The sequence below is a fragment of the Promicromonospora sp. NPDC050262 genome (assembly GCF_040655935.1).
In the GTDB taxonomy this organism is placed as follows: Bacteria; Actinomycetota; Actinomycetes; order Actinomycetales; family Cellulomonadaceae; genus Promicromonospora.
The window spans coordinates 293,603-313,871 of sequence record NZ_JBFAKX010000003.1 but is presented as its reverse complement, the minus strand read 5'-3'; the positions used below and the strand labels follow the sequence as shown (position 1 = coordinate 313,871).

The 20,269-nt window shown below is 73.6% G+C and carries 22 protein-coding genes and 1 riboswitch; of the genes, 2 read left to right on the top strand and 20 right to left on the bottom strand.

Features of this window, described 5'->3' with window-relative positions; translation table 11 throughout:
- Window positions 1–25: 25 nt before the first annotated feature.
- From AB0I29_RS06910 to AB0I29_RS06870, 9 genes are all read right to left on the bottom strand, one after another.
- On the bottom strand, window positions 26–715 hold the full coding sequence (locus AB0I29_RS06910; RefSeq protein ID WP_357479639.1) for an MBL fold metallo-hydrolase: 690 nt from the start codon (window positions 713–715) through the stop codon (window positions 26–28).
- Window positions 716–849: 134 nt separating this feature from the next.
- Window positions 850–1,440, bottom strand: coding sequence for a MerR family transcriptional regulator (locus AB0I29_RS06905; protein WP_285104722.1), 591 nt, complete (start codon window positions 1,438–1,440; stop codon window positions 850–852).
- Window positions 1,441–1,540: 100 nt separating this feature from the next.
- Window positions 1,541–2,047: a bifunctional nuclease family protein gene (locus AB0I29_RS06900; protein ID WP_285104865.1), complete on the bottom strand. Its 507-nt coding sequence runs from the start codon at window positions 2,045–2,047 to the stop codon at window positions 1,541–1,543.
- 211 nt (window positions 2,048–2,258) lie between these two features.
- Window positions 2,259–2,909, bottom strand: a complete 651-nt coding sequence (locus tag AB0I29_RS06895; RefSeq protein WP_357479635.1) for a MerR family transcriptional regulator — start codon at window positions 2,907–2,909, stop codon at window positions 2,259–2,261.
- Window positions 2,910–3,007: 98 nt separating this feature from the next.
- The gene (locus AB0I29_RS06890) at window positions 3,008–3,481 is read right to left on the bottom strand and encodes an FHA domain-containing protein (protein WP_020015374.1); all 474 of its coding nucleotides are present in this window, start codon (window positions 3,479–3,481) and stop codon (window positions 3,008–3,010) included.
- A 223-nt stretch (window positions 3,482–3,704) separates the two neighbouring features.
- A complete protein-coding gene (locus AB0I29_RS06885; RefSeq protein ID WP_285104864.1) occupies window positions 3,705–4,664 on the bottom strand; it encodes a DUF881 domain-containing protein in 960 nt (319 codons plus the stop codon).
- 2 nt (window positions 4,665–4,666) lie between these two features.
- Window positions 4,667–4,999 (bottom strand): small basic family protein, encoded by a 333-nt coding sequence (locus AB0I29_RS06880; protein WP_285104718.1) that lies wholly within the window; start codon window positions 4,997–4,999, stop codon window positions 4,667–4,669.
- Window positions 4,996–5,964: a DUF881 domain-containing protein gene (locus AB0I29_RS06875; RefSeq protein WP_357479631.1), complete on the bottom strand. Its 969-nt coding sequence runs from the start codon at window positions 5,962–5,964 to the stop codon at window positions 4,996–4,998. The genes AB0I29_RS06880 and AB0I29_RS06875 overlap by 4 nt, the downstream gene beginning before the upstream one ends.
- The gene (locus tag AB0I29_RS06870) at window positions 5,961–6,533 is read right to left on the bottom strand and encodes a CDP-alcohol phosphatidyltransferase family protein (protein WP_285104715.1); all 573 of its coding nucleotides are present in this window, start codon (window positions 6,531–6,533) and stop codon (window positions 5,961–5,963) included. Before AB0I29_RS06870 ends, AB0I29_RS06875 begins: the two co-directional genes overlap by 4 nt.
- A gap of 437 nt (window positions 6,534–6,970) precedes the next feature.
- Here AB0I29_RS06870 and AB0I29_RS06865 point away from each other — a divergent pair, with 437 nt between their 5' ends.
- The gene (locus AB0I29_RS06865; RefSeq protein ID WP_357479628.1) at window positions 6,971–8,965 is read left to right on the top strand and encodes a DEAD/DEAH box helicase; all 1,995 of its coding nucleotides are present in this window, start codon (window positions 6,971–6,973) and stop codon (window positions 8,963–8,965) included.
- A gap of 83 nt (window positions 8,966–9,048) precedes the next feature.
- On the opposite strand, the gene AB0I29_RS06860 is transcribed toward AB0I29_RS06865, so the two are convergent.
- The 9 genes from AB0I29_RS06860 to rpe form a co-directional block, all read right to left on the bottom strand.
- Entirely contained in the window at window positions 9,049–9,537 is a 489-nt protein-coding gene (locus tag AB0I29_RS06860) for a PH domain-containing protein (RefSeq protein ID WP_357479625.1), read from the bottom strand.
- Between the two features lie 5 nt (window positions 9,538–9,542).
- Entirely contained in the window at window positions 9,543–10,406 is an 864-nt protein-coding gene (gene hisG / locus AB0I29_RS06855) for an ATP phosphoribosyltransferase (protein ID WP_285104710.1), read from the bottom strand.
- 95 nt (window positions 10,407–10,501) lie between these two features.
- Window positions 10,502–10,765, bottom strand: coding sequence for a phosphoribosyl-ATP diphosphatase (locus AB0I29_RS06850; RefSeq protein ID WP_108494143.1), 264 nt, complete (start codon window positions 10,763–10,765; stop codon window positions 10,502–10,504).
- A 103-nt stretch (window positions 10,766–10,868) separates the two neighbouring features.
- Window positions 10,869–11,549 (bottom strand): hypothetical protein, encoded by a 681-nt coding sequence (locus AB0I29_RS06845; RefSeq protein WP_357479621.1) that lies wholly within the window; start codon window positions 11,547–11,549, stop codon window positions 10,869–10,871.
- A 302-nt stretch (window positions 11,550–11,851) separates the two neighbouring features.
- Window positions 11,852–12,343 (bottom strand): 6,7-dimethyl-8-ribityllumazine synthase, encoded by a 492-nt coding sequence (ribH, locus tag AB0I29_RS06840; protein WP_357479618.1) that lies wholly within the window; start codon window positions 12,341–12,343, stop codon window positions 11,852–11,854.
- The gene (gene ribB, locus AB0I29_RS06835; RefSeq protein ID WP_357479615.1) at window positions 12,340–13,806 is read right to left on the bottom strand and encodes a 3,4-dihydroxy-2-butanone-4-phosphate synthase; all 1,467 of its coding nucleotides are present in this window, start codon (window positions 13,804–13,806) and stop codon (window positions 12,340–12,342) included. The genes ribH and ribB overlap by 4 nt, the downstream gene beginning before the upstream one ends.
- Window positions 13,803–14,435, bottom strand: coding sequence for a riboflavin synthase (locus AB0I29_RS06830; RefSeq protein WP_357479612.1), 633 nt, complete (start codon window positions 14,433–14,435; stop codon window positions 13,803–13,805). The genes ribB and AB0I29_RS06830 overlap by 4 nt, the downstream gene beginning before the upstream one ends.
- Window positions 14,435–15,634 (bottom strand): bifunctional diaminohydroxyphosphoribosylaminopyrimidine deaminase/5-amino-6-(5-phosphoribosylamino)uracil reductase RibD, encoded by a 1,200-nt coding sequence (ribD, locus tag AB0I29_RS06825; protein ID WP_357479609.1) that lies wholly within the window; start codon window positions 15,632–15,634, stop codon window positions 14,435–14,437. The genes AB0I29_RS06830 and ribD overlap by 1 nt, the downstream gene beginning before the upstream one ends.
- Before the next feature lie 122 nt (window positions 15,635–15,756).
- Window positions 15,757–15,893: riboswitch (FMN riboswitch) on the bottom strand.
- A 226-nt stretch (window positions 15,894–16,119) separates the two neighbouring features.
- Window positions 16,120–16,782 carry a ribulose-phosphate 3-epimerase gene (gene rpe / locus AB0I29_RS06820; RefSeq protein WP_285104703.1) on the bottom strand — a complete coding sequence of 221 codons (663 nt, stop codon included), beginning with the start codon at window positions 16,780–16,782 and terminating at the stop codon, window positions 16,120–16,122.
- A gap of 106 nt (window positions 16,783–16,888) precedes the next feature.
- On the opposite strand from rpe, the gene AB0I29_RS06815 reads away from it, so the two are divergent.
- A complete protein-coding gene (locus AB0I29_RS06815; RefSeq protein WP_357479605.1) occupies window positions 16,889–17,317 on the top strand; it encodes a DUF1761 domain-containing protein in 429 nt (142 codons plus the stop codon).
- A gap of 261 nt (window positions 17,318–17,578) precedes the next feature.
- Here the strand turns inward: AB0I29_RS06815 and AB0I29_RS06810 are convergent, their stop codons facing one another.
- Together AB0I29_RS06810 and fmt are read right to left on the bottom strand one after the other, a co-directional pair.
- Window positions 17,579–19,147, bottom strand: coding sequence for a transcription antitermination factor NusB (locus tag AB0I29_RS06810; protein ID WP_357479602.1), 1,569 nt, complete (start codon window positions 19,145–19,147; stop codon window positions 17,579–17,581).
- The gene (gene fmt / locus AB0I29_RS06805; RefSeq protein WP_357479599.1) at window positions 19,144–20,166 is read right to left on the bottom strand and encodes a methionyl-tRNA formyltransferase; all 1,023 of its coding nucleotides are present in this window, start codon (window positions 20,164–20,166) and stop codon (window positions 19,144–19,146) included. Before fmt ends, AB0I29_RS06810 begins: the two co-directional genes overlap by 4 nt.
- Window positions 20,167–20,269: the final 103 nt, after the last annotated feature.

Sequence of the window (20,269 nt, the reverse complement as noted above, 5' to 3'; positions counted from 1 at the left end):
CACTCACAGCAACACACTCCGGCGATCAGACCTCCAGCGACTCCCCCACCGCAAGCCGCGTGTACGTGTAGTCCCCGCCGAGCCGCGCCGTGTCCAGCCACCGCCCCACGGCGCCGTGCCCGATCTCGGACAGAAACACGTCGTGGATCGGCACCGCGACACGCGTCGGTACCGACCGGGCGAAGTCGATGAACTCCCCCGTCTTCAGCCAGGGCGCCGACACAGGCACCAGCAGCACGTCCAGACCGCCGTCGGGCAGCGCCGCAGGCACGTCGAACGAGTCGCCCGGGTGGTACACGCTCCCGCCGTCGACCTCCACCAGGTAGGTCACGTTCACCGCACGCGGGATCTCGGCGTGGATCAGTGCGTGGTCACCACCACCCACCGTGACCCGCGCGCCCGCGGCGTCGAGCACCTGCCCGGGCGTGACCTCGTGGACCCGGTCAGCCGGGGCGCCTGCCTCGCGCAGGGCGCTCGCCGCGGGGCCCGTGGCCCATACCTGGGCGTCGGGCGCGGCGGTGAGGTGGTCGACGACGGCGGGCGCGTCGACGTGGTCGAAGTGGTCATGGGTGATCAGGACCGCCCGGGCGCCCGTGAGCGCGGTGACGCTGTCGCTGAAGGTGCCGGGGTCGATGACGAGCGTGCCTGCGTCGTCGGGTCGATCCCCGGCCAGGTCGAGGGAGACACACGCGTGTCCGTGGAAGGTGAGCTGCATGCTCGCAGGCTACGCCCGACCGGGTGTGTGAGCAGGCCGCGACGACAGCAGGCCGCCTGGTCGGGGTGCGGTGGCAGCCCCGTGCCAGACGGCAGGGTCAGGAGCGGGTCAGGAAGGGGCGGTTCGGTCGGGTGTCACACGGCGGACCGGGCGGCCCTGCGCTGGGCGAGCTCGTCGCCCTCGACCTCGGGGACCTCGCCGGGCTCGCCCGGGTCCAGGGTCTCGGTCGGCATCTCGGCCAGGGTGCCCTCGATCTCGCGCCAGACACGCCCGACGGCGATGCCGAAGACGCCTTGTCCGCCGGCGACCAGGTCGACGACCTCGTCCGGTGAGGTGCACTCGTAGACGCTGGCGCCGTCGGACATCAGGGTGATCTGGGCCAGGTCCTCGACGCCGCGTTCCCGGAGGGCCGTGACGGCGGTGCGGATCTGCTGGAGGGAGACGCCGGTGTCGAGGAGGCGTTTGACCACCTTGAGCACGAGGATGTCGCGGAAGCTGTACAACCGGTGGGTGCCGGACCCGGTGGCGGGCTTGATGCTCGGCTCCACGAGTCCGGTGCGTGCCCAGTAGTCGAGCTGCCGGTAGGTGATCCCGGCGATGTGGCACGCGGTGGTGCCCCGGTAGCCGGTCGTGGCGTCCTGTTCCGTCAGGTCCTCACCGAAGAGGAGACCCTGCGCGCCGTGCGGGACCGTAGCGCGTGTGGCTCTCTCACCGCTGGTGTTCACTGTGCCTCCTGGGGTGTCGTGACCACGCTATGGCGCGTCGAAGGTGATTTCAAAGATGCGCGCCGTGAAACGTCTCGGCGTGTCGCGGTGCAGCCGCGTTTCAGCCGGCCCGCCCACCCCCCTGGGACCCGCCGCCGGGTGGGCCGGAGAAGTCCTCGGGTGTGACGTGGTCGAGGAAGTCGCGGAACCGTTCGACCTCCGCCTGCTGGTCGACGTCGACGATCTCGACGCCGGCCAGGGCGACGATCTCCGCCGAGCACAGGACGGGACTGCCGGTGCGGACGGCCAGCGCGATCGCGTCCGAGGCGCGCGAGTCGAGGTGCACGCCGTTGCTCAGGACGAGCTCGGCGAAGTAGATGCCGCCCTCCAGGGCGACGATCTCGACCCGTTCGAGCGCCACGCCGACGGCGCCCAGGACGTCGCGCAGCAGGTCATGGGTCATGGGGCGGGGAGTGGCCAGGCCGGCCTGCGCCATGGCGATGGCGCTGGCCTCGCGCGCCCCGATGACGATCGGGATGGCCAGGTCTGCGGCGCTGTCCAGCAGCAGCACGACGATCTCCTGATCGCGTTGCTGCTGTCGAACGCCGAGGATCTCCACGGGGACCATCGGCACGTCGTCCGGCCTCACGCTTTCACCGTACGGCGTCCTGCCACCGCTCGTCGCGCGCTCGGGTCAAGTTCCTGGTCACGGGCGGGTGCGCCGACGGCAAAACTTACGGTCGCGTCGCTCAGCCTCTGCTTGTTGTCGGCTGAGCCTGCGGTTCCGCTCCGGGCGCGTGCCTCGTCCCCCGGCCCGCACCCTGCACTGCGCCTCCGGCTCAGCCGAGGTCTTCGACGCCCTGCCGGACCCACGCGGTGTGCAGGCGGGTGAACAGCTCGGCCATCTCGCCGGCCATGCTCGCGGCGCGGCCGCGGCCCGCGCTGGCCTGCTGGCTGCGCAGCGGGGCGACGACCTGGTCCACGAGGGTGACCTGCCGGTCGGCTGCGGTGCGGAAGGTACGCAGGTGGCGGGGCTCGACGCCGAACTCGGCGAGCGCTCCCGCGATGCGTACGACCTCGACGGCGCCGGGCCCGAACGTGCTGCCCGACGTGGGCAGGAGCCCGGCCTGGGCCAGGCTCTGCACGAACTCCTCGGTGACGCCCGCTGCCTCGGCCACGGCGGGGGCGGTCCAGCGGCGGCGCGCCGGTGACCCGTTCGCGGCGAGCCGTGGTGCGGGGTGCTCGGCCGAGTCGGGGTCGGCGTCCATCGCCGCCAGGCGCTCCTTGATGACCTTCAGCGGCATGTAGCTGTCGCGCTGCTCGGTCAGGACGAACCGCAGCCGCTCGACGTCGGCCTGGCTGTACTGGCGGTAGCCGGACGGTGTCCGCACGGGCTCGATCAGGCCCTGCTCCTCCAGGAAGCGGAGCTTGGAGTGCGAGACGGAGGGGAACTCCTGGCCCAGGGCACGCAGGACGTCGCTGATCCGCATCGTGGCCTGCCGGGAGATTCCCCGGGGCCAGGGCGCGTCGAGGTCCGCGTCATGACCGTGCGCACGGTCACGGTCATGGTCGCGTGCGGCGCCGGTGGTCACGGGGCGGGCGTTCCCGGGCCCCACTGGGCCGGCGACTGCGGGCTGGCGTGGAAGGTCAGGCGGAACTTGCCGATCTGCACCTCGTCGCCCGTCACGAGTGTCGCGGCGTCGATCCGGCCCCGGTTGACGTAGGTCCCGTTCAGGGAGCCGATGTCACGCACGACGAACGAGTCGCCCTCCCGGACGAACTCGGCGTGCTTGCGCGACACGGTGACGTCGTCGAGGAAGATGTCCGCCTGCTCGCTGCGGCCCGCGACAGAACGGCCGGTGTCCAGCAGGAACCGGGCACCGAACCCGGGGCCGCGCTGCACGATGAGCAGTGCGGAGTGCCGGGGCAGAGCGGCGACCGCTGCCGCCTCCTCCGGGCTCAGGGCCGTGCGCGGCGCCTGCTCGTCGGAGGTCGGGAACGCGATGCGACCCAGGTTGGCCGTGGTATCGGGCCCGACCGGATGGGCGCTGGGGTCCGTCATCAGGTCTCCTCGGGTGCGATGTTGATGGAACTGGGTGACTACGTTGGGACAACGGCCGGGGCATCGTCCGGGTTCCACTCAACCTACCCCGATCGGGGTAGCGGCGAAAACCAATGTCGGGAACCAACCCGGATAAAACTACCTACCTGCGGGCGGTTCCGCATGCCGGTTCAGCAGGTTGGCCCACAGCCGGTGTCCGAGCAGGTCAGGAACGTGGCGGGGGTCACTTTTCGTCGCCCGGCGCCACGGGTTCCGCGTGCTCGGGCTGACCCGGGATGCGGACGGCGTCGACCAGTACCTCGTCGGAGGTGGTGGTGGTCGCCTCGCCGCCCTCCTCACGAATCCGGGGCAGGGCGCCGCCGGGGATCTCCAGGGCGCGGTCGATCGTGTCGGGGTCGCCGATGGCCGTCCACTCGTACGGGGAGGCGATCGCGGCGCCGTCGAGCACGATGCCGCCGCCGGAGTCCACGAAGTAGCTGGTGGTCACCAGGCGGACGCCGTTGACCTGGATCGCCTCGGCCCCGGCGTTGCGCAGCTCCTCGAGCAGGTTGAACAGCGCCTGCGCCTCCAGCGGCTTGGCGCCGTCGGCCACGTGGATCTGCACGCCCGGCCCCTGTGCCGGGAGACGACCCGACAGGATGCCCTCCTGCTCCGCGCGCTGCTGCGCGAGATCCCGCGCCGCCTGGTCGCGCCCGTCCTCCGACTGCAGGTCGTCCCGGATCTCCTCCAGGTCCGACACCTCGGCGTCGAGCTGCTCGGCACGCTGCGTGACCTCGTCCAGGAGCCGCACCAGCTCGTCCTGCCGCAGGCTGCTGAGCTGGTCGCCCGTGGACTGCCCCACCTGCACCGCCAGGGCGAACCCCAGGGCCAGGCACAGCAGACCCGTCAGCAGCTCCGAGCGCGTACCGCGCGGGCGCAGGAGCTGCCCCACCCGCTTCCAGCCGGACGCCGGCTCGGGAGCCGAGTCAGAGGTCGAGTCAGGGACTGCCGCGGGTTCGTCGTCCGCGGGGACGTCCGAGACAGGAGCGTCGTCGAGCGGTTCGTCAGCGACAGGACCGTCGGCGACAGGGCCGTCAGCGACAGGCTTCGGCCCGGCCGCCGCCGACCCGGAGACCTTCGACCCGGGCTTGTTCGACCCGCTCTTGTCGGGCTTCGCGCCCGCCCCGTTCTTGTCCCGGCCCATGCTCACGCCTTGAAGATGTGCCGGCGGATCGAGGCGGCGTTCGAGAAGATCCGGATCCCGAGCACCACCACGACCGCCGTGGAGAGCTGGCTGCCCACGCCGAGCTGGTCGCCGAGGAACACGATGAACGCGGCCACCACCACGTTCGACAGGAACGACACCAGGAACACCTTGTCGTCGAACAGCCCGTCGAGCATCGCGCGCAGCCCGCCGAACAGGGCATCCAGCGCGGCCACCACCGCGATCGGCAGGTAGGGCTGCAGGAACAGCGGAACGGTCGGCTGCAGCACCAACCCCGCAACCACACCGATCACCAGCCCGACGATCGCGATCATCCGTTGTCCTCCTCGGATCGGTCCTGTTCCGTGCCTGCTGGACTACCTGCCGTGCTGCTCGGTGTCGTGCTCGCGTCCGGCTCCGTGCCCGAAGGCACCCGCGCCCACCGCAACGTCGGGGAGCCCGCACCCGGCAGGTACATCCCCTCGCTCGTGCGCACGTCGTTCTTGATGTCGTACTCCGCGCTCAGCAGCTGCAGGAACCCCAGCCCGGCCGACCGCGCGAACTCCACCTGCATGTCCTCCGGGTCCCCGATCGCCTCGATCGTGTACGTCGGACCGTTCAACGGCTGCAGGTCCACCAGGATCGCGTCCCCCGCGTTCCGGATCGCCGACAACGACGTCAGCCGCTCGTCGTTGACCGCGATCGCCTCCGCGCCCGCCGCCCACAGCTCGTTGACCACGAACTGCACGTCCGCGTCCCGCACCCGCGACTCCGCCGGCGCGTCACCCGGCTCCACCAGCCCACCACCCGAACCATCGGTCAGCGACACCACCATCCCCGGACCCTCCACCGGCACCGCACCACTGACCAACCGGTCCAGCTCGTTGACCTCCTGCAGCGCCGACGGCAGCAGCCCACTGCTCTGCAACCCGTCCACCTGCACATCCAGCGCCGTCGCCCGCGCCGACAACGCCTCCACCTGCGCACTGCGGTCCTGGATCTGCTCCATCAGCACCGACCGCCCCTTCGTGACCGTCGGCTGCGGCGCTCGCAGGTCACGGACCGCCACCGCCGTCACCGCACCCAGCAGCATCGCCACCAGCAGCATCGTCACCACGCTCCGCACGCTGCGCCCCGCGAACGGGCCGGCCGTCTGGCCCGCCTCCGCGCGCCGCCGCGCCATCTCCGCGTACCCCGGGTCGAGCGGCCGCTCGGTGACCTCCCGCAGGAGGGTCATCGACTCGTCCGGACGACGTCGCGCCGTGCGGTCGGTCGCGTCGCCGGCCACCGGGGTCGTCATCCCTGCGCCACCAGCCGGCGCACCTGCGCCACGTACTGCAGACCCGCCAGCCAGTACAGGCCCACACCCCACCAGGTGAACGCCCAGCCCACCACGTGCGCACCGGCACCCACCCAGCCTGGCACCTCGGCGAGCAGCAGCAACGGGAACGCGTACAGCAGCGCGAACGTGGCCACCTTGCCCACCATCGTCACGTTGAGCGTCCCGTACCCCAGGCGGGCCAGGACCGGCACCGTCAGCGCCAGCAGCACGTCACGCGCCACGATCGCCAGCACCAGCCACAGCGGCACCACCTCACGCCAGGCCAGGCCGATCAGGGTCACGAAGATGAAGAGCCGGTCCGCGAAGGGGTCCAGCATCTGCCCCAGCCGCGTGACCTGGTTCAGGCGACGGGCCAGCACACCGTCGAGCCAGTCCGACACACCCGAGACCGCGAGGACCACCAGTGCCCAGCCGTCCTCGCCCACGACGATCAGCACGGCGAAGACCGGCACGAGCGCCAGCCGCACCATGCTGATCACGTTGGGCACGGTCAGGACCCGGGAGCTCATCTCCGCCCCAGTGGACACGCACACCGCCCTTGCTCACGCCGGTTCGTCTCGGCCGCCATCCTACGGCGCGACCGTTGCGTATACGCACGGGCGCGCCGTCCGCACGGCTAGGACCACCCTGCGCACCACCCCGGCCACCACCCGCCAGACACCCCGGCACCAGCCCCCGACACACCCCACCAGCCACGTCCCGGACCCCGCCCGCAACGCCCTCACCACGGACGACATCACCCGGGTGCTGCACGTCACGCCCCCCGCCTCTGTGCTCAGGGCGCCCACAACCGATACAGTGGTGCCACATCCCCTTGGAGTTCGTCGTCTTCCCGTGTGTGCACGCAACGTGCGAGACAGGCCCGCAGCCTCGGCTGCGGGGAAGGTGTGTCGGGAGCGAGCGACGCGAGGGCCCTCACCTCGGCCCTGACTCCCCCACCCGACGACGAACGGTGCAGCACTGCATGTCTATCGACACCCCTGACCTGATCGCGCCTGCCGAGCAGGAGACCGACCAGGTCACCGCCGACTCCGGCGACCGGACGGCCCCCGCGGCCGCCACCACCTCCGAGACCACGAGCTCCGAGACGACGAGCTCCAGCGCGGACTCCGAGACCCCGGCTGACCCCACCCCGGCGCAGCCGGCCGAGCCCACCGGCCCCACCTTCGCGAGCCTCGACCTGCCCGCGCCGCTCATGGCCGCCATCGCCGAGCTCGGCTTCGTCACGCCCTCGGCCATCCAGGCCCGCGCGATCCCCGAGCTGCTGGCCGGCCGCGACATCACCGGCGTCGCCCAGACCGGAACCGGCAAGACCGCCGCCTTCGGCCTGCCCCTGCTGGCCGCCGTCGACCCCGCCCTCCGCGCGGTCCAGGCCCTCGTCCTGACCCCCACCCGCGAGCTCGCCATGCAGGTCGCCGACGCGATCGAGTCCTTCGCGAGCAAGCTCGACGACGTCCGCGTCCTGCCCGTCTACGGCGGCGCGCCCTACGTGCCCCAGCAGCGCGCCCTGCGCGACGGCGTCCACGTCGTGGTCGGCACCCCCGGCCGCATCAAGGACCACCTCGAGCGCGGCGCCCTCAAGCTCGACGACATCCGCTTCCTCGTCCTCGACGAGGCCGACGAGATGCTCCGCATGGGCTTCGCCGAGGACGTCGAGGAGATCTTCGGCCAGGCCCCGGCCAAGCGCCAGGTCGCCCTCTTCTCCGCGACCATGCCCCCCGCCATCCGCAAGGTCGCGGACCAGCACCTCACCGACCCGGTCCAGATCGCCGTCACCCGGCAGGCCTCGACCGTCACCGCGGTGCGCCAGACCTACGCCGTCGTGCCCTTCCGCCACAAGGTCGGCTCCCTGGCCCGCGTCCTGGCCACCTCCGACGCCGACGCCGCCATCGTCTTCACCCGCACCCGCGGCGCGGCCGAGGACGTCGGCTCCGCCCTCATCGAGAAGGGCATCTCCGCCGCCACCATCTCCGGCGACGTCGCCCAGAAGGAACGCGAGAAGATCGTCGAGCGCCTCCGCTCCGGCGCCCTCGACGTCCTCGTCGCCACCGACGTCGCCGCCCGCGGCCTCGACGTCGACCGCATCGGACTCGTCGTCAACTTCGACGTCCCCGGCGAGCCCGAGGCCTACGTCCACCGCATCGGCCGCACCGGCCGCGCCGGACGCACCGGCGAGGCCCTCACCTTCGTCACCCCGCACGAGCGCGGCAAGCTCCGCTCCATCGAGCGCACCATCCGCGCCCAGCTCGAAGAGGTCGAGATCCCCTCCCCCCGGGACGTCTCCGCCCACCAGGTCAAGCGCACCCTCGGCAAGGTCGCAGCCCGCCGCGAGGCCGGCCGCCTCGAGCTCTACACCGAGCTCATCCGCGCCTACGCCGACGAGACCGGCACCGACCCCATCGACATCGCAGCCGCCATGGCGGCGCTCGCGGTGGGCGACGACGGCCCGCGTGCCCGCGCCGAGCAGGAGGAGTACGAGCGCGAGCGGGCCGAGGCCAAGGCCGCTGCCGCCCGGCGCAACACCCGCGAGGGCGACCGGCACGACCGGTCCGGCGACCGCTCCGCACGCGGCCGCTCCGAGGGCGACCGCGGCATCCGCCGTCCGGCACGGGGCACGCGGTACCGCATCGCCGTCGGCCACACGCACGGTGTGCAGCCGGGCGGGATCGTCGGCGCCCTGACGGGCGAGGGCGGCATCACCGGGGCCGACGTCGGCAAGATCGACATCTTCGGCAACTTCTCGCTGGTGGACATCATCGCGCCGCTGGACAACGAGGCGCTCGACCGCCTGGCCCGCGCCCGCGTGGCCGGCAAGCCGCTGCGCATCACCCTGGACCGTGGCGCACCGCGCGGCGGCGAGCGGGGTCCGCGCAGCGGTGGCGACCACCGTCGTCCGGACGGCGAGCGCGGCCCCCGCGGCCGCGGGCCGGCCCACTGGGAGGCGCGCAGCAGCCGCTGACGCTCCCTGACCCAAGAGCAGAGCGCCTGTCCGTCGGGACAGGCGCTCTGCTCTTTCTCTTCGCGGGCTCGCGCTTCCCGGGGCTACCGGTGGTCGGGCTCCGCGGCCTCGCCCAGCTCCGCGATCAGGGCGACCAGACGCCGCGCCTCGGCCATGCCGTGCTCGCCGTCGGCGCGCTGGATGCCCATGACGGCGAGCACGTCGCCGTCGGCCAGGTCGAGGTGCACCCACGGGTCGTTGGGCCCGAACCGGACCGTCACGATCTCGGGCCAGGTGAGCCGGCGGCTGGTCGCGTAGTTGACCACGGTGAGCCCGGACCGGTCCGGGACCGCGCGCACGGCACCGAACCGCCAGGCGATCAGAGCACCCAGCAGCCCGAACACGATGATCGCTATCCGGTTGGCGGCGTCCGCGCCGGGGCCGCTCGCCGCCAGCGCGACGAACGTGCACCCGCCGGCGAACAGCACCGCGATCCCGTACGCCGTGGGCGTGCCGAAGCGGCCGCGAAAGGTACGGAAGTGGTCGTCGCGCCGGCCGCGGCCGATCGCGCTGCTCCCCGACCCGGCACCCATCGGTCCTACAGCCGGGAGGCGTGGATGGAGGTCACGATGATGGCGCGCGCCCCGACGTCGTACAGCGCGTCCATGATCCGGTTGGTCTCGCTGCGCGGCACCATGACCCGCACCGCGCAGGCATCGCTGTGGTGCTGCGCCGAGACCGTCGGGGACTCCTTGCCCGGCGTGATCGCCACGGCCTCCTCGAGCCGGGCAGCGGGGACCACGTAGTCCATCAGCACGTACTCGCGGGCGGTGATGACGCCCTCCAGGCGGCGGGTCAGCACGTCCAGGCCGGCAGGCGGCTCGGCGTCGGACTGCCGGATCAGCACGGCCTCGGAGCGCAGGATCGGGTCGCCGAAGACCTCCAGGCCCGCGGCCCGCAGGGTCGTGCCGGTCTCCACGACGTCAGCGATCACGTCCGCGACGCCGAGGCGCACGCTCGACTCGACGGCGCCGTCCAGGTGCACGATGGCGGCGGGCTCGACGCCCTGCTTCGCCAGGTGCTGGGCCACGAGCGTGGTGTACGACGACGCCACACGGCGCCCGGCGATGTCGGCGATCTCGGTCACCGGGTCGGTCGCACCGGGCCCGGCGGGGGCGGCGTAGCGGAAGGTCGAGCGGGCGAACCCGAGGCCGAGGTGCTCGACGGCGTCCGCGCCCGAGTCGAGCATCAGGTCGCGGCCGGTGATACCGACGTCGACCGTGCCGGTGCCCACGTAGACCGCGACGTCACGCGGGCGCAGGAAGAAGAACTCGACGTCGTTCTCGGGGTCGGCGAGCACGAGCTCGCGGGTGTCACGGCGCTGGCGGTAGCCCGCCTCGCGCAGCATCTCGGAGGCGGGGCCGGACAGGGCACCCTTGTTGGGGACGGCGATGCGCAGCATGTGGTTGGTTCCTCTCTGGGGTGTACGACGGATCGGTGGACCCGGGTCTCCCGGGAGGGCTCGACCGGTCGTGGTCGAGCCCTCCCGGGGCCCGGTCACAGATGCGTGTACACGTCCTCGAGGGTCAGTCCCTTGGCGACCATCAGGACCTGCAGGTGGTACAGGAGCTGCGAGATCTCTTCCGCGGTCTCGCTGTCCGACTGGTACTCGGCCGCCATCCAGACCTCTGCGGCCTCCTCCACGACCTTCTTGCCGATGGCATGGACTCCCGCATCCAGCTGGGCCACGGTGCCCGAACCCGCGGGACGGGTCTCGGCCTTCTCGGTCAGCTCGGCGAACAGGGTCTCGAAGGTCTTCACCTGCTCAGCCTAGTCGGGCGAGGGGGGCACTACCCCTCGCCGTCCCACGTTGTGGCCAGACTCTCGTCCGGCGCGGGTACCGAAGGGACGCAGGCCAGGTCGCTCACGGGGTCGCGGGCCACTCCGCCGGCAGCGATCCGTCGGCCTCCGGGACCACGACGCCCTGGTACGGCGTGATCAGGTGGAAGCCCACGGGCTCGTCGGTCGACCCGTCGTCCGTCGAACCGGACAGGAGGACGATCACGCTGCCCGTGCCGTTGTCCGTACCCCCGCCGGCGCCGGCGCCCGTGGCCGGGTCGAGCGGGTCGCCACCGGGATACGGGTTGTCCGCTCCCCCGCACGTCTCCGGCGTGGAGACGATCGAGATCTGCTCCCCTGCCGAGACCTCGAGCTCGGGCGGCGGCTCCGCGGCCGGGTTCACGCGCGAGCTCCCGGGGTCGGGCCGCTCCAGCACCTCGTCCACCTCGAACAGCCAGCGGTGCGCCTCGACGCCGAACATCTGCGCCGTGCCGTCCCGCTCCACCACGGTTCCCCGCAGCACGGCGCCGGCGTCGGAGGCCGCCTCGACCGGATCGAGGAAGCGCACCCAGTCGACGCACGCCACGCCGCCCTGGGGCAACCCTTCGAGCAGGTCGTCGGAGGTCTCCTCGGCCGCGGCCTCAGGTGCTTCCTCCGGCGCTCCCCCGGCGGCGCCCTCGGCCGGGGTCGCCGAGCCGCCGGCCGAGCCCGCGTCGGCACAGCCCACGAGCCCGCCCGCCATCGCTCCCGTCAGAGCCGCCGTCATCAGTACTGCTGCTGCCCGCCGGGCACGTGAAGTCCTCATGCCCGGTCAATGTGCCGACCGGGCCGACTCTTTCGCGTGCGCCAGTTCTTTCGCGTGCGCCGATCTCCAGGCCCTTTGTTGAGGCTGGTTGGTTCGGTGTGCTTCCAGGTCTCGGGTGGTCTTCAAGCCGCTTGGCACACTATTAATTCTCGTGAGAACAGCTCGGGAAGAGCGGCGGGCGCCGTCCGACGGGTTCGGACGGCGCCCGGGCACGTCAGCCGGCCGCGTCGGACGGTGACACCCGAGGGCCGTGCCGGACGACGTCAGACCGCGGTCCCCGCGAGGCTCCGCAGCGTCACCGCCGTCGCGATCGCCGCCTCGACGGCCTCCGCGCCCTTGTCCTCGCTGGACCCCTCCAGCCCGGCCCGGTCCAGCGCCTGCTGCTCCGTGTCGCACGTCAGCACACCGAAGCCCACCGGCACCCCCGTGCGCACGCTCACGTCCGTCAGGCCCGACGTCGCCGCCGAGCACACGTACTCGAAGTGCGGCGTCCCCCCGCGGATCACGACGCCCAGCGCGACGACGGCGTCCGCGGCCGGTCCCCCGCCGACACCGGCCGCCCGCGCCGCCGCCACCGGCAGCTCGAACGAGCCAGGGACCCGCAGCTCCGTCCACTCGGCGCCCGACGCCACCAGCGCGCGACGGGCGCCCGCCAGCAGACCGTCCATCACCTGCTCGTGCCAGCTCGCCGCGACGACGACCACCCGCAGGCCCGTTCCGTCGACCGTCACCTTCGGTGCTCCTGCCCCGCTCATGCGCATGCTCCTTCGTTCTGGTTCTGGCTCTCGTCCTGCTTCTCGTGGCGGTTCTGGTGGTGCTTGTCGCTCAGCTCCGCGACGTCGGCCCCGCCGAGGCGGTGCCCCATCACCAGCCGCTTGGTCTCCAGGTAGCGGTGGTTGTGGGCGCCGTGCCCCACCACGAGCCCGCGCCGCCCGACGACGTCCGTGCCCGCCGCTCGCAGGCCCGTCACCTTCTCCGGGTTGTTCGTCAGCAGCGTCACGCCGTCCAGGCCGAGGTCCGCCAGGATCGCCGACGCCGCGCCGTACTCGCGCGCGTCCACCGGCAGCCCCAGCTCGACGTTGGCCTCCACGGTGTCCAGCCCGGCGTCCTGCAGCGCGTACGCCTGGATCTTGGCCGCCAGGCCGATCCCGCGGCCCTCGTGCCCGCGAAGGTAGACGACGGCGCCGCCCTCGGCGGCCACGGCCCGGAGCGAGGCCTCGAGCTGCGGGCCGCAGTCGCAGCGCAGCGAGCCCAGGCCGTCGCCGGTGAGGCACTCGGAGTGCACCCGCACCAGCGGGGCCCGGTCGCCACCCCGGCCCGGTTGCCCGCCCCGTCCGCGCCGCGCCGCGGACCCCGCGGACGCCGGGGCCACCGGCGTCAGGGCCAGGTGCTCCGCACCCGACCGCAGGTCGCGGTAGGCCACCACCCGGAAGTCGCCGTACGCCGTCGGCAGGGCGGCCTCCGCGACGCGCTCCACCCAGGGATCCGCGGGCGGGTCCGCGAGCACCGGCTCCTCGGCTGCGGCCGGGGGAACCTCGTCGTGCGCCCGCCGCCACGCGACCAGGTCGGCGACCGTCAGCACCACGAGCCCGTACTCCTGCGCCAGCTCCTGCGCCTCCGGCAGGCGCATCATGGCGCCGTCGTCCCGGACCAGCTCGGCGATGGCACCTACCTCGCCGGAGCCGCCCGCCAGCCGCACCAGGTCCACCGCCGCCTCGGTGTGCCCCGCCCGCTCCAGCACGCCGCCGGGGCGGGCCCGCAGCGGCAGCACGTGCCCGGGCCGGATCAGGTCGCGCGCGCCCGAGCGCGGGTCGCCGAGCACCCGCAGCGTCAGCGCCCGGTCGGCCGCCGAGATGCCCGTGGACACGCCCACGGCGTCCACCGACACCGTGTAGGCCGTGCCGCGCGGGTCCTCGCTGCGCTCCACCATGAGCGGGAGCCCCAGGGCGTCGGCCCGGTGCGCCGGCATGGGCGCGCACAGGTAGCCGGACGAGTGCCGCACGGTCCACGCGACCCACTCCGTCGTCGCGACGCCGGCGGCCAGGACGGCGTCCACCTCGTTCTCCCGGCCGGCGTCGTCCGCCACCAGCACGGGGCGCCCGGCGGCGAGCTCGGCGAAGGCGCGCTCCACGAGACCCGTGCCCGCGACGTCGGTGCTGGTGACGTCGGTGCTGGTGACGTCAGTGCCCGCGGGATCCGCCACCCGCACGCCGGTCATCGGGCCGCCCCGCTCGCCAGAAGCCGTTCGACGTACTTCGCGAGCACGTCGACCTCCACGTTGACCGGGTCGCCCGGAGCCAGCCCGCCCAGCGTGGTGGCGGCGAGCGTGGTCGGGATGAGCGAGACGCCGAACCCGTCGTCCGACACCCACGTCACGGTGAGCGAGACCCCGGACAGCGCCACCGAGCCCTTCTCCGCGACGTACCGGGTCAGGGCGGCGGGCGCGGAGAACTCCAGGTCGTCCCAGCGCGGGCCGGGCGTGCGCCGCACGAGCGTGGCCACGCCGTCGACGTGCCCCTGGACCACGTGCCCGCCCAGGCGGCCGTTCGCCGGCAGCGCCCGCTCCAGGTTGACCCGGGCGCCAGGCACGAGGCCGCCGAGCGACGTGCGCCGCAGGGTCTCCGGCATCACCTCGGCCACGAACGCGCCGTCCGCCACGGAGGTGACGGTCAGGCACACGCCGTCGACGGCGATCGAGTCGCCGGGACGCGCGTCGGACGTGGCGAGCGGCCCCGCGACGGTCAGGACGGCGTCGGGCGCGACGGCGACGGGGTCGGCAGCGGCCGGGCCGTCGGGACGGACGAGCGCGACGACGGAGCCGAGCTCCTCGACGATTCCGGTGAACATCAGATCTCCTCCTGGGTGCGCCGGCCGGGTCGGCCGTCCTGAGTGGAAAGGGCTGCGGTCTGGACTGCTGCTGACGGGCCTGCTGCTGACCGGCCTGCTGCTGACCGGCCTGCTGCTGACCGGTCCTCGACGGACATGTCTTCGGCGGGCTTGAGGCGACGCGCGACCAGCAGCACGTCGTCGCCCAGCCGGGTCACGTCCTCGGTCGCGAAGCGGGCGGCCTCGCCGATGGTGGTCACGCCGAGGTCGCCGACGGCGGTGGCGCCCGCACCGAGCAGCACCGGGGCGACGTAGGCGTGCAGCTCGTCGACGAGGTCCGCGGCCAACAGCGCGGTCGCCAGCTTGGGGCCGCCCTCCACGAGCACATGGCGTACCTCCCGGCCGCCGAGCTCACGCAGCGCGACGTCGAGGTCGTGGGTGGGCAGCTGCAGCAGCGGCCCGCCGGGCCCGCGCAGGCGGGCGTCGTCGGGCACGGAGCGACGGCCGAGGACCACGCGGAGCGGCTGGTGCTCGAACAGGCCGCCGTCGGCCCGGCGGGCGGTCAGCGACGGGTCGTCGACCAGGGCGGTCCCCGAGCCGACGGCGATCGCGTCGACCTGCGCACGGACCGTGTGGGCGTGCGCGCGGGCCTGGGGGCCGGTGATCCAGCGGCTGGTCCCGTCCACGGCGGCGACCCGGCCGTCCAGGCTGGTGGCGAGCTTGAGGGTCACGTAGGGACGGCCGGTGCGGACGGCGTGCAGCCAGGGCCGCAGGAGCTCCTCGCCGTCGTCGGCGAGGAGGCCGACGGACACCGGGATGCCCGCGTCCCGGAGCCTGGTCGCCCCGCCCGTCGCGACGGGGTTCGGGTCGCCGACCGCGACGTGCACGGCGGCGACGCCGGCCTCGATCAGGGCGTCCGCGCAGGGGCCGGTGCGGCCGTGGTGCGCGCAGGGCTCCAGGGTCACGACCGCCGTCGTGCCGCGTGGGTCCACGCCGCGGGTGCGGGCGTCCGCCAGGGCGGCGGCCTCGGCGTGCGGGGTGCCGGCGCCACGGTGGTAGCCCTCGGCGACGGTGCGGCCGTCGGGGTCCAGGAGCACGCAGCCGACGCGCGGGTTGGGCCCGTGCGCCGGGCCCAGCCGCGCCAGCGCGAGGGCGCGGCGCATCGCTCTCTCACGACCAGCGGCCTGGAGACCGTCTGGTGCGGTCGGTACCTGGTTCATGCCGTCCTCCCCGAGCGTCGGCGCTCCGGGGGTGGACGACGGGTACGCGGGCCGGGAGCCACGAAGGCCCTGCCCGCGCGCACGACGTCACGACGTCGCACGTCCCGAGGGACGGCTCCGCCGCACGTGCTTCCTCCCATCCGGACTTTCACCGTCGGTCCTGGAGTTCCACCAGGTCAACCGGCCCGTCCTTGCGGACGGACGCGGGTCGCGGACTGTCACCGCCGGCTCGGAATTACACCGACCCCGGAGCACGTGTGTGCGTACTGCTGCTCGTCAGCATGCCACAGGTCGCCAGGTCGGCGGCCATGGCCTGCGTCACATCCGCCGCCGGCTCCCCCCGCTCGGGGCCGGACGGTGAGCCGATCCGCTGCGGTGAGGGGGTCGTACACCGCGCTTGGCACACTATTTTCAAGTTGAGTGCTGGATATCTGCCCTTCTGGCACACGAAAAAGGGCGAAGATCCAGCACTCAACGAGCGCAGGTCAGTGGGTGTGCTTGGCCGCCAGCTCGCGGAGCGTCGCGATCTCCGCCGGGATGTCCTCGGCCCCGTACACGGCCGAGCCCGCCACGAAGACGTTCGCGCCGGCGTCGGCCGCGCGCTCGATCGTGTCCCGCGACACTCCCCCGTCGACCTGGATCCACACGTCCAGGCCGGACTCGCTCACGGCCTGCCGCGCGCGCCGGATCTTGGGCAGCGTGCCCTCGATGAACGACTGCCCACCGAACCCCGGCTCGACCGTCATCACGAGGATCATGTCGATCTCGGCCAGCAGGTCGAGGAACGGCTCCACCGGCGTGGCCGGGCGCAGCGCCACCCCGGCGCGCGCGCCGAGCCGGTGCAGCTCGCGGGCCAGGCGGACGGGCGCCTGCGCGGCCTCCGCGTGGAAGGTGACCGACGCCGCCCCCGCCTCCGCGAACGCCGGCGCCCACCGGTCCGGGTTCTCGATCATGAGGTGGGCGTCGAGCGGGATCGGCGACACCTTCGCGAGCCGCTCGAAGATCGGCAGCCCCAGCGTCAGGTTGGGCACGAAGTGGTTGTCCATCACATCGACGTGCGCGTAGTCGGCGGAGGCGATCCGGCCGAGGTCGCGCTCGAGGTTGGCGAAGTCGGCGGACAGGATGCTGGGGGCGATGAGTGCTGCCATGATGCCAGCGTAGAGCCCGGTTCTCCGCGCCACCGAACACGGCACCACACCTTGGCACCAGCCCCTGGCACCGCACCTCGCCACCCCCGACAGACCGGGAGCACCGATGATCCCCGACGTGAACTACTGGGCCGTGATCGTGGCCACGCTGTCCACGCTCGTCGTGGGCTCGGTCTGGTACACCCCGCGGGTGTTCGGCACCCGCTGGATGCGGCTGGCGAAGGTGGACCCGAAGGCGGCCGAGGCGGCAGGCATCTGGCCCATCGTCGTGACGGTGATCGTCAGCTTCCTGACGGCATGGGTCCTGGCCGGCGCCGTCTACATCTCGTGGGTCTTCTACGAGGGCAGCTTCCTCACGGCGTCGGTCGTGACGGCCGTGCTGCTCTGGATCGGCTTCACCGCGGCCCGCTTCATCACCCACGACGCCTTCGAGGGCCGCCCGCCTCAGCTCACCACGCTGAACCTGGCGCACGAGCTGGTCACGATCCTGGTCATGGCCGTGATCCTCGGGGTGTGGCCGCCGGCGGGCGTGTAGAAGTTCACCCGACCGTCCGGCCGGGTCCCGTGGGGCCGGCAGGAATGGGCCGCCACTGCCGTGCTCGTCGCCTCCGGAGCGTTCGGCGCCGTCAGCGTGCCGGTCGCTGTCGTCCGCCTGGGCGCGCGCCGGATTGTCCGTGCGCGCCCGGAGAGCGAGTAGCTCTGCTGCGGGTGTTGCGGAGAGTGGACGCCGTCTACTCTCCGCAACCTGACCCCTGCGCGAGGGCTCGCACCCTGGGGGCCCGACGAGCCGCTGCTGCTACGCCGTGCGCCGCAGCAACGTCAGGTGCATCGCATCCGTCCCGTGCACGTGCGGCCAGAGCTGCACGTCGTCGCGGTCTGACAGCGGGATGTCCGCGCCCGGGCGCAGCACGGACCGCACCGCGGCCGGGGCGTCCAGCCGCTCGACGTCGTCGCGCTTCTTCAGCACGTCGGTGACCACGAGCTGCGTCTCGGCCAGGTGCGGCGAGCACGTCACGTACGCCACCACTCCCCCGGGCCGGACGGCGTCCAGCGCCGAGGCGAGCAGCTCGCGCTGCAGCCCGGTCAGGGCAGCGAGGTCCGACGGCGTCCGCCGCCACCGGCTCTCCGGCCGACGGCGCAGTGCGCCCAGTCCGGTGCACGGCGCGTCGACCAGCACGCGGTCGTAGGCCCCGGGCTCCTCCGTGCCGACCTCGCGGCCGTCGCCGGTGCGCACCTCCTCGACCGCGCCGTCGGGCAGCGCGGCCAGGGCGCCCGCGACCAGGCGTGCCCGGTGCGGTGCCACCTCGTTGGCGACCAGGGCCGCACCCCGCTGGGCGGCCAGCGCGCCGAGCAGCGCGGCCTTGCCGCCGGGGCCCGCGCACAGGTCCAGCCAGCGCGCGTCCCGGCCCTCGACCGGAACGCCCGCCAGGGCGAGCGTGACGAGCTGCGAGCCCTCGTCCTGCACGCCCGCGAGACCCTCCCGGATCGCGGGGATGCCGGACGGGTCCGAACCCTCCAGGCGCAGCGCCGTGGGCGCCCAGCGCCCGGCGACCAGGTCGACGTCGCCCCAGGCATCCTCGTCGGATGCCTCGACCAGGCCCGGCCGGGCCACGAGGGTGACGCGCGGGGCGGCGTTGTCGGCGGCCAGCAGGTCGCCCAGCTCGTCGACACCGCGGCCGTTGCCGGCCAGCGCCTCCCGCAGCGCGCGGACGATCCACAGCGGGTGCGACTCGGTGGTCGCGAGGCCGCTCAGGGCGTCCGGCGCCTCCTTCTCCAGCACCGACAGCCACTCGTCGAGCGGCCGCTCGGAGACCCGGCGCAGCACGGCGTTCACCATCTGCGCGGGCCCGGCGCCCACCCGGTTGCGCGCGAGCCCGACCGTCTCCGAGACCGCGGCGTGCCCGGGCACGCGCATGCCGAGAAGCTGGTGGGTGCCGAGCCGCAGCACGTCGAGCAGCGCCGAGTCGAGGCCCGACAGCGGACGATCGACGCACGTCGCCAGGATCGCGTCGTACCGGCCGCGCAGCCGCAGCGTGCCGTAGGTGAGCTCGGTGGCGAAGCCGGCGTCGCGACCGCGGATGCGTCGCTCGCGGAGCAGCGGGGGCAGCACCAGGTTCGCGTACGCGTCGGACTCGTCGACCTCGCGCAGCACGTCGAAGGCGGCCATACGGGCCGGGTCGGTGCGCTTGCGGCGCTCCGAGGGCGCCTGCGACGTGCGGGACCGATCACCCCGGGACCGCGCCGCGGAGCGCTGCCGGCCCGCGGAGCTGCGGCGCTCGTCGCCGAAGTCGCGGCCTCCGCCGCCTCCGCCGGCCCCGCGGCGGTCGCCGTCGCTGGCGCCGCGGTCGCCCTCGTACCCGCTCATGCGGACACCTCCGCCGTGCCGGCGGCGCCTGCGGCCGACGTCCCCGCCGTCGACGTCCCCGCCGTCGACGTCCCCGCCGTCAAACCGCCGAGCACGAGCCCCGCCTCGACGAGCGCCCTGCCGCCGCCGCGGGCCCAGTCGGGCGCGGGCATGGCCTTCTTGCCGACCGGCCGCACCTCCCCCAGCGCGACGGCGTGCGTCGCGGTGCCGACCAGCACCTCGTGCTTGAGCGCGCGCACCTCGCCCGCCCGCAGGTCAGTGACGTCGGGGCGCGGCGAGACGGGCCCGAGGCCCAGGCGGGAACCGTCCGGGAGCACGGTCCACGCGCCCGGCGCGGGCGTGCAGCCGCGCACGAGGCGGTCGACCGCGAGCGCCGGGTCCGTCCAGGTCACGCGGGCGTCCTCGGTGGTGAGCTTGGGCGCCACGGAGACGCCGTCGGCAGGCTGCGCCTGGGGCTGGAGCGTGCCGTCCTCCAGGGCGTCGAGCGTCGCCACCAGGAGCTCCGCGCCGGAGACGGCGAGCCGGCCCAGCAGGTCGCCCGAGGTGTCGGTGGGCCGGATCGTCTCGGTGGCCGTGCCGAGCACGGGGCCGGTGTCCATGCCCTCGTCGAGCAGGAAGGTGGTGGCGCCGGTGACCTCGTCGCCGGCGATGAGGGCGCGCTGCACCGGGGCGGCGCCGCGCCAGGCCGGGAGCACGGAGAAGTGCAGGTTGATCCAGCCGAGGCGCGGAACGGCCAGGACGGCCGGGCGCAGGATGTGCCCGTAGGCGACCACGGGGGCGGCGTCGATCTCGAGCTCGGTGAGCATCGCGACGAACTCGTCTCCGCGCGGCACGTCGGTGATGACGCGCAGGCCGGCCTCCTCGGCCCGGGCCCGCACCGGGCTCGGCGTGAGCTTGCGGCCGCGGCCCGACGGCGCGTCGGCGCGGGTCAGGACGGCGACGACCTCGTGGCGCGAGGCGAGCAGGGCCTCCAGGGAGGCGACGGCGGGTTCGGGGGTTCCGGCGAAGAGAAGACGCACCGGGTCAGTCTAGGTGTGCGCCAGACGTGCGGCTCTGTCGGGGTGGCGCGGCCTGCAAGGTCGGCGCTCCTCGGCACACATGCCCGGTACCAGGTGCCGCACC

Excerpts from the sequence above, each read along its gene's own strand:
- AB0I29_RS06910 (WP_357479639.1), bottom strand. The coding sequence starts at position 715 with ATGCAGCTCACCTTCCACGGACACGCGTGTGTCTCCCTCGACCTGGCC.
- AB0I29_RS06900 (WP_285104865.1), bottom strand. The coding sequence starts at position 2,047 with ATGGTCCCCGTGGAGATCCTCGGCGTTCGACAGCAGCAACGCGATCAG.
- AB0I29_RS06895 (WP_357479635.1), bottom strand. The coding sequence starts at position 2,909 with ATGCGGATCAGCGACGTCCTGCGTGCCCTGGGCCAGGAGTTCCCCTCC.
- AB0I29_RS06890 (WP_020015374.1), bottom strand. The coding sequence starts at position 3,481 with ATGACGGACCCCAGCGCCCATCCGGTCGGGCCCGATACCACGGCCAAC.
- AB0I29_RS06885 (WP_285104864.1), bottom strand. The coding sequence starts at position 4,664 with ATGGGCCGGGACAAGAACGGGGCGGGCGCGAAGCCCGACAAGAGCGGG.
- AB0I29_RS06880 (WP_285104718.1), bottom strand. The coding sequence starts at position 4,999 with ATGATCGCGATCGTCGGGCTGGTGATCGGTGTGGTTGCGGGGTTGGTG.
- AB0I29_RS06875 (WP_357479631.1), bottom strand. The coding sequence starts at position 5,964 with ATGACGACCCCGGTGGCCGGCGACGCGACCGACCGCACGGCGCGACGT.
- AB0I29_RS06865 (WP_357479628.1), top strand. The coding sequence starts at position 6,971 with ATGTCTATCGACACCCCTGACCTGATCGCGCCTGCCGAGCAGGAGACC.
- AB0I29_RS06860 (WP_357479625.1), bottom strand. The coding sequence starts at position 9,537 with ATGGGTGCCGGGTCGGGGAGCAGCGCGATCGGCCGCGGCCGGCGCGAC.
- hisG (WP_285104710.1), bottom strand. The coding sequence starts at position 10,406 with ATGCTGCGCATCGCCGTCCCCAACAAGGGTGCCCTGTCCGGCCCCGCC.
- AB0I29_RS06845 (WP_357479621.1), bottom strand. The coding sequence starts at position 11,549 with ATGACGGCGGCTCTGACGGGAGCGATGGCGGGCGGGCTCGTGGGCTGT.
- ribH (WP_357479618.1), bottom strand. The coding sequence starts at position 12,343 with ATGAGCGGGGCAGGAGCACCGAAGGTGACGGTCGACGGAACGGGCCTG.
- ribB (WP_357479615.1), bottom strand. The coding sequence starts at position 13,806 with ATGACCGGCGTGCGGGTGGCGGATCCCGCGGGCACTGACGTCACCAGC.
- AB0I29_RS06830 (WP_357479612.1), bottom strand. The coding sequence starts at position 14,435 with ATGTTCACCGGAATCGTCGAGGAGCTCGGCTCCGTCGTCGCGCTCGTC.
- ribD (WP_357479609.1), bottom strand. The coding sequence starts at position 15,634 with ATGAACCAGGTACCGACCGCACCAGACGGTCTCCAGGCCGCTGGTCGT.
- rpe (WP_285104703.1), bottom strand. The coding sequence starts at position 16,782 with ATGGCAGCACTCATCGCCCCCAGCATCCTGTCCGCCGACTTCGCCAAC.
- AB0I29_RS06815 (WP_357479605.1), top strand. The coding sequence starts at position 16,889 with ATGATCCCCGACGTGAACTACTGGGCCGTGATCGTGGCCACGCTGTCC.
- AB0I29_RS06810 (WP_357479602.1), bottom strand. The coding sequence starts at position 19,147 with ATGAGCGGGTACGAGGGCGACCGCGGCGCCAGCGACGGCGACCGCCGC.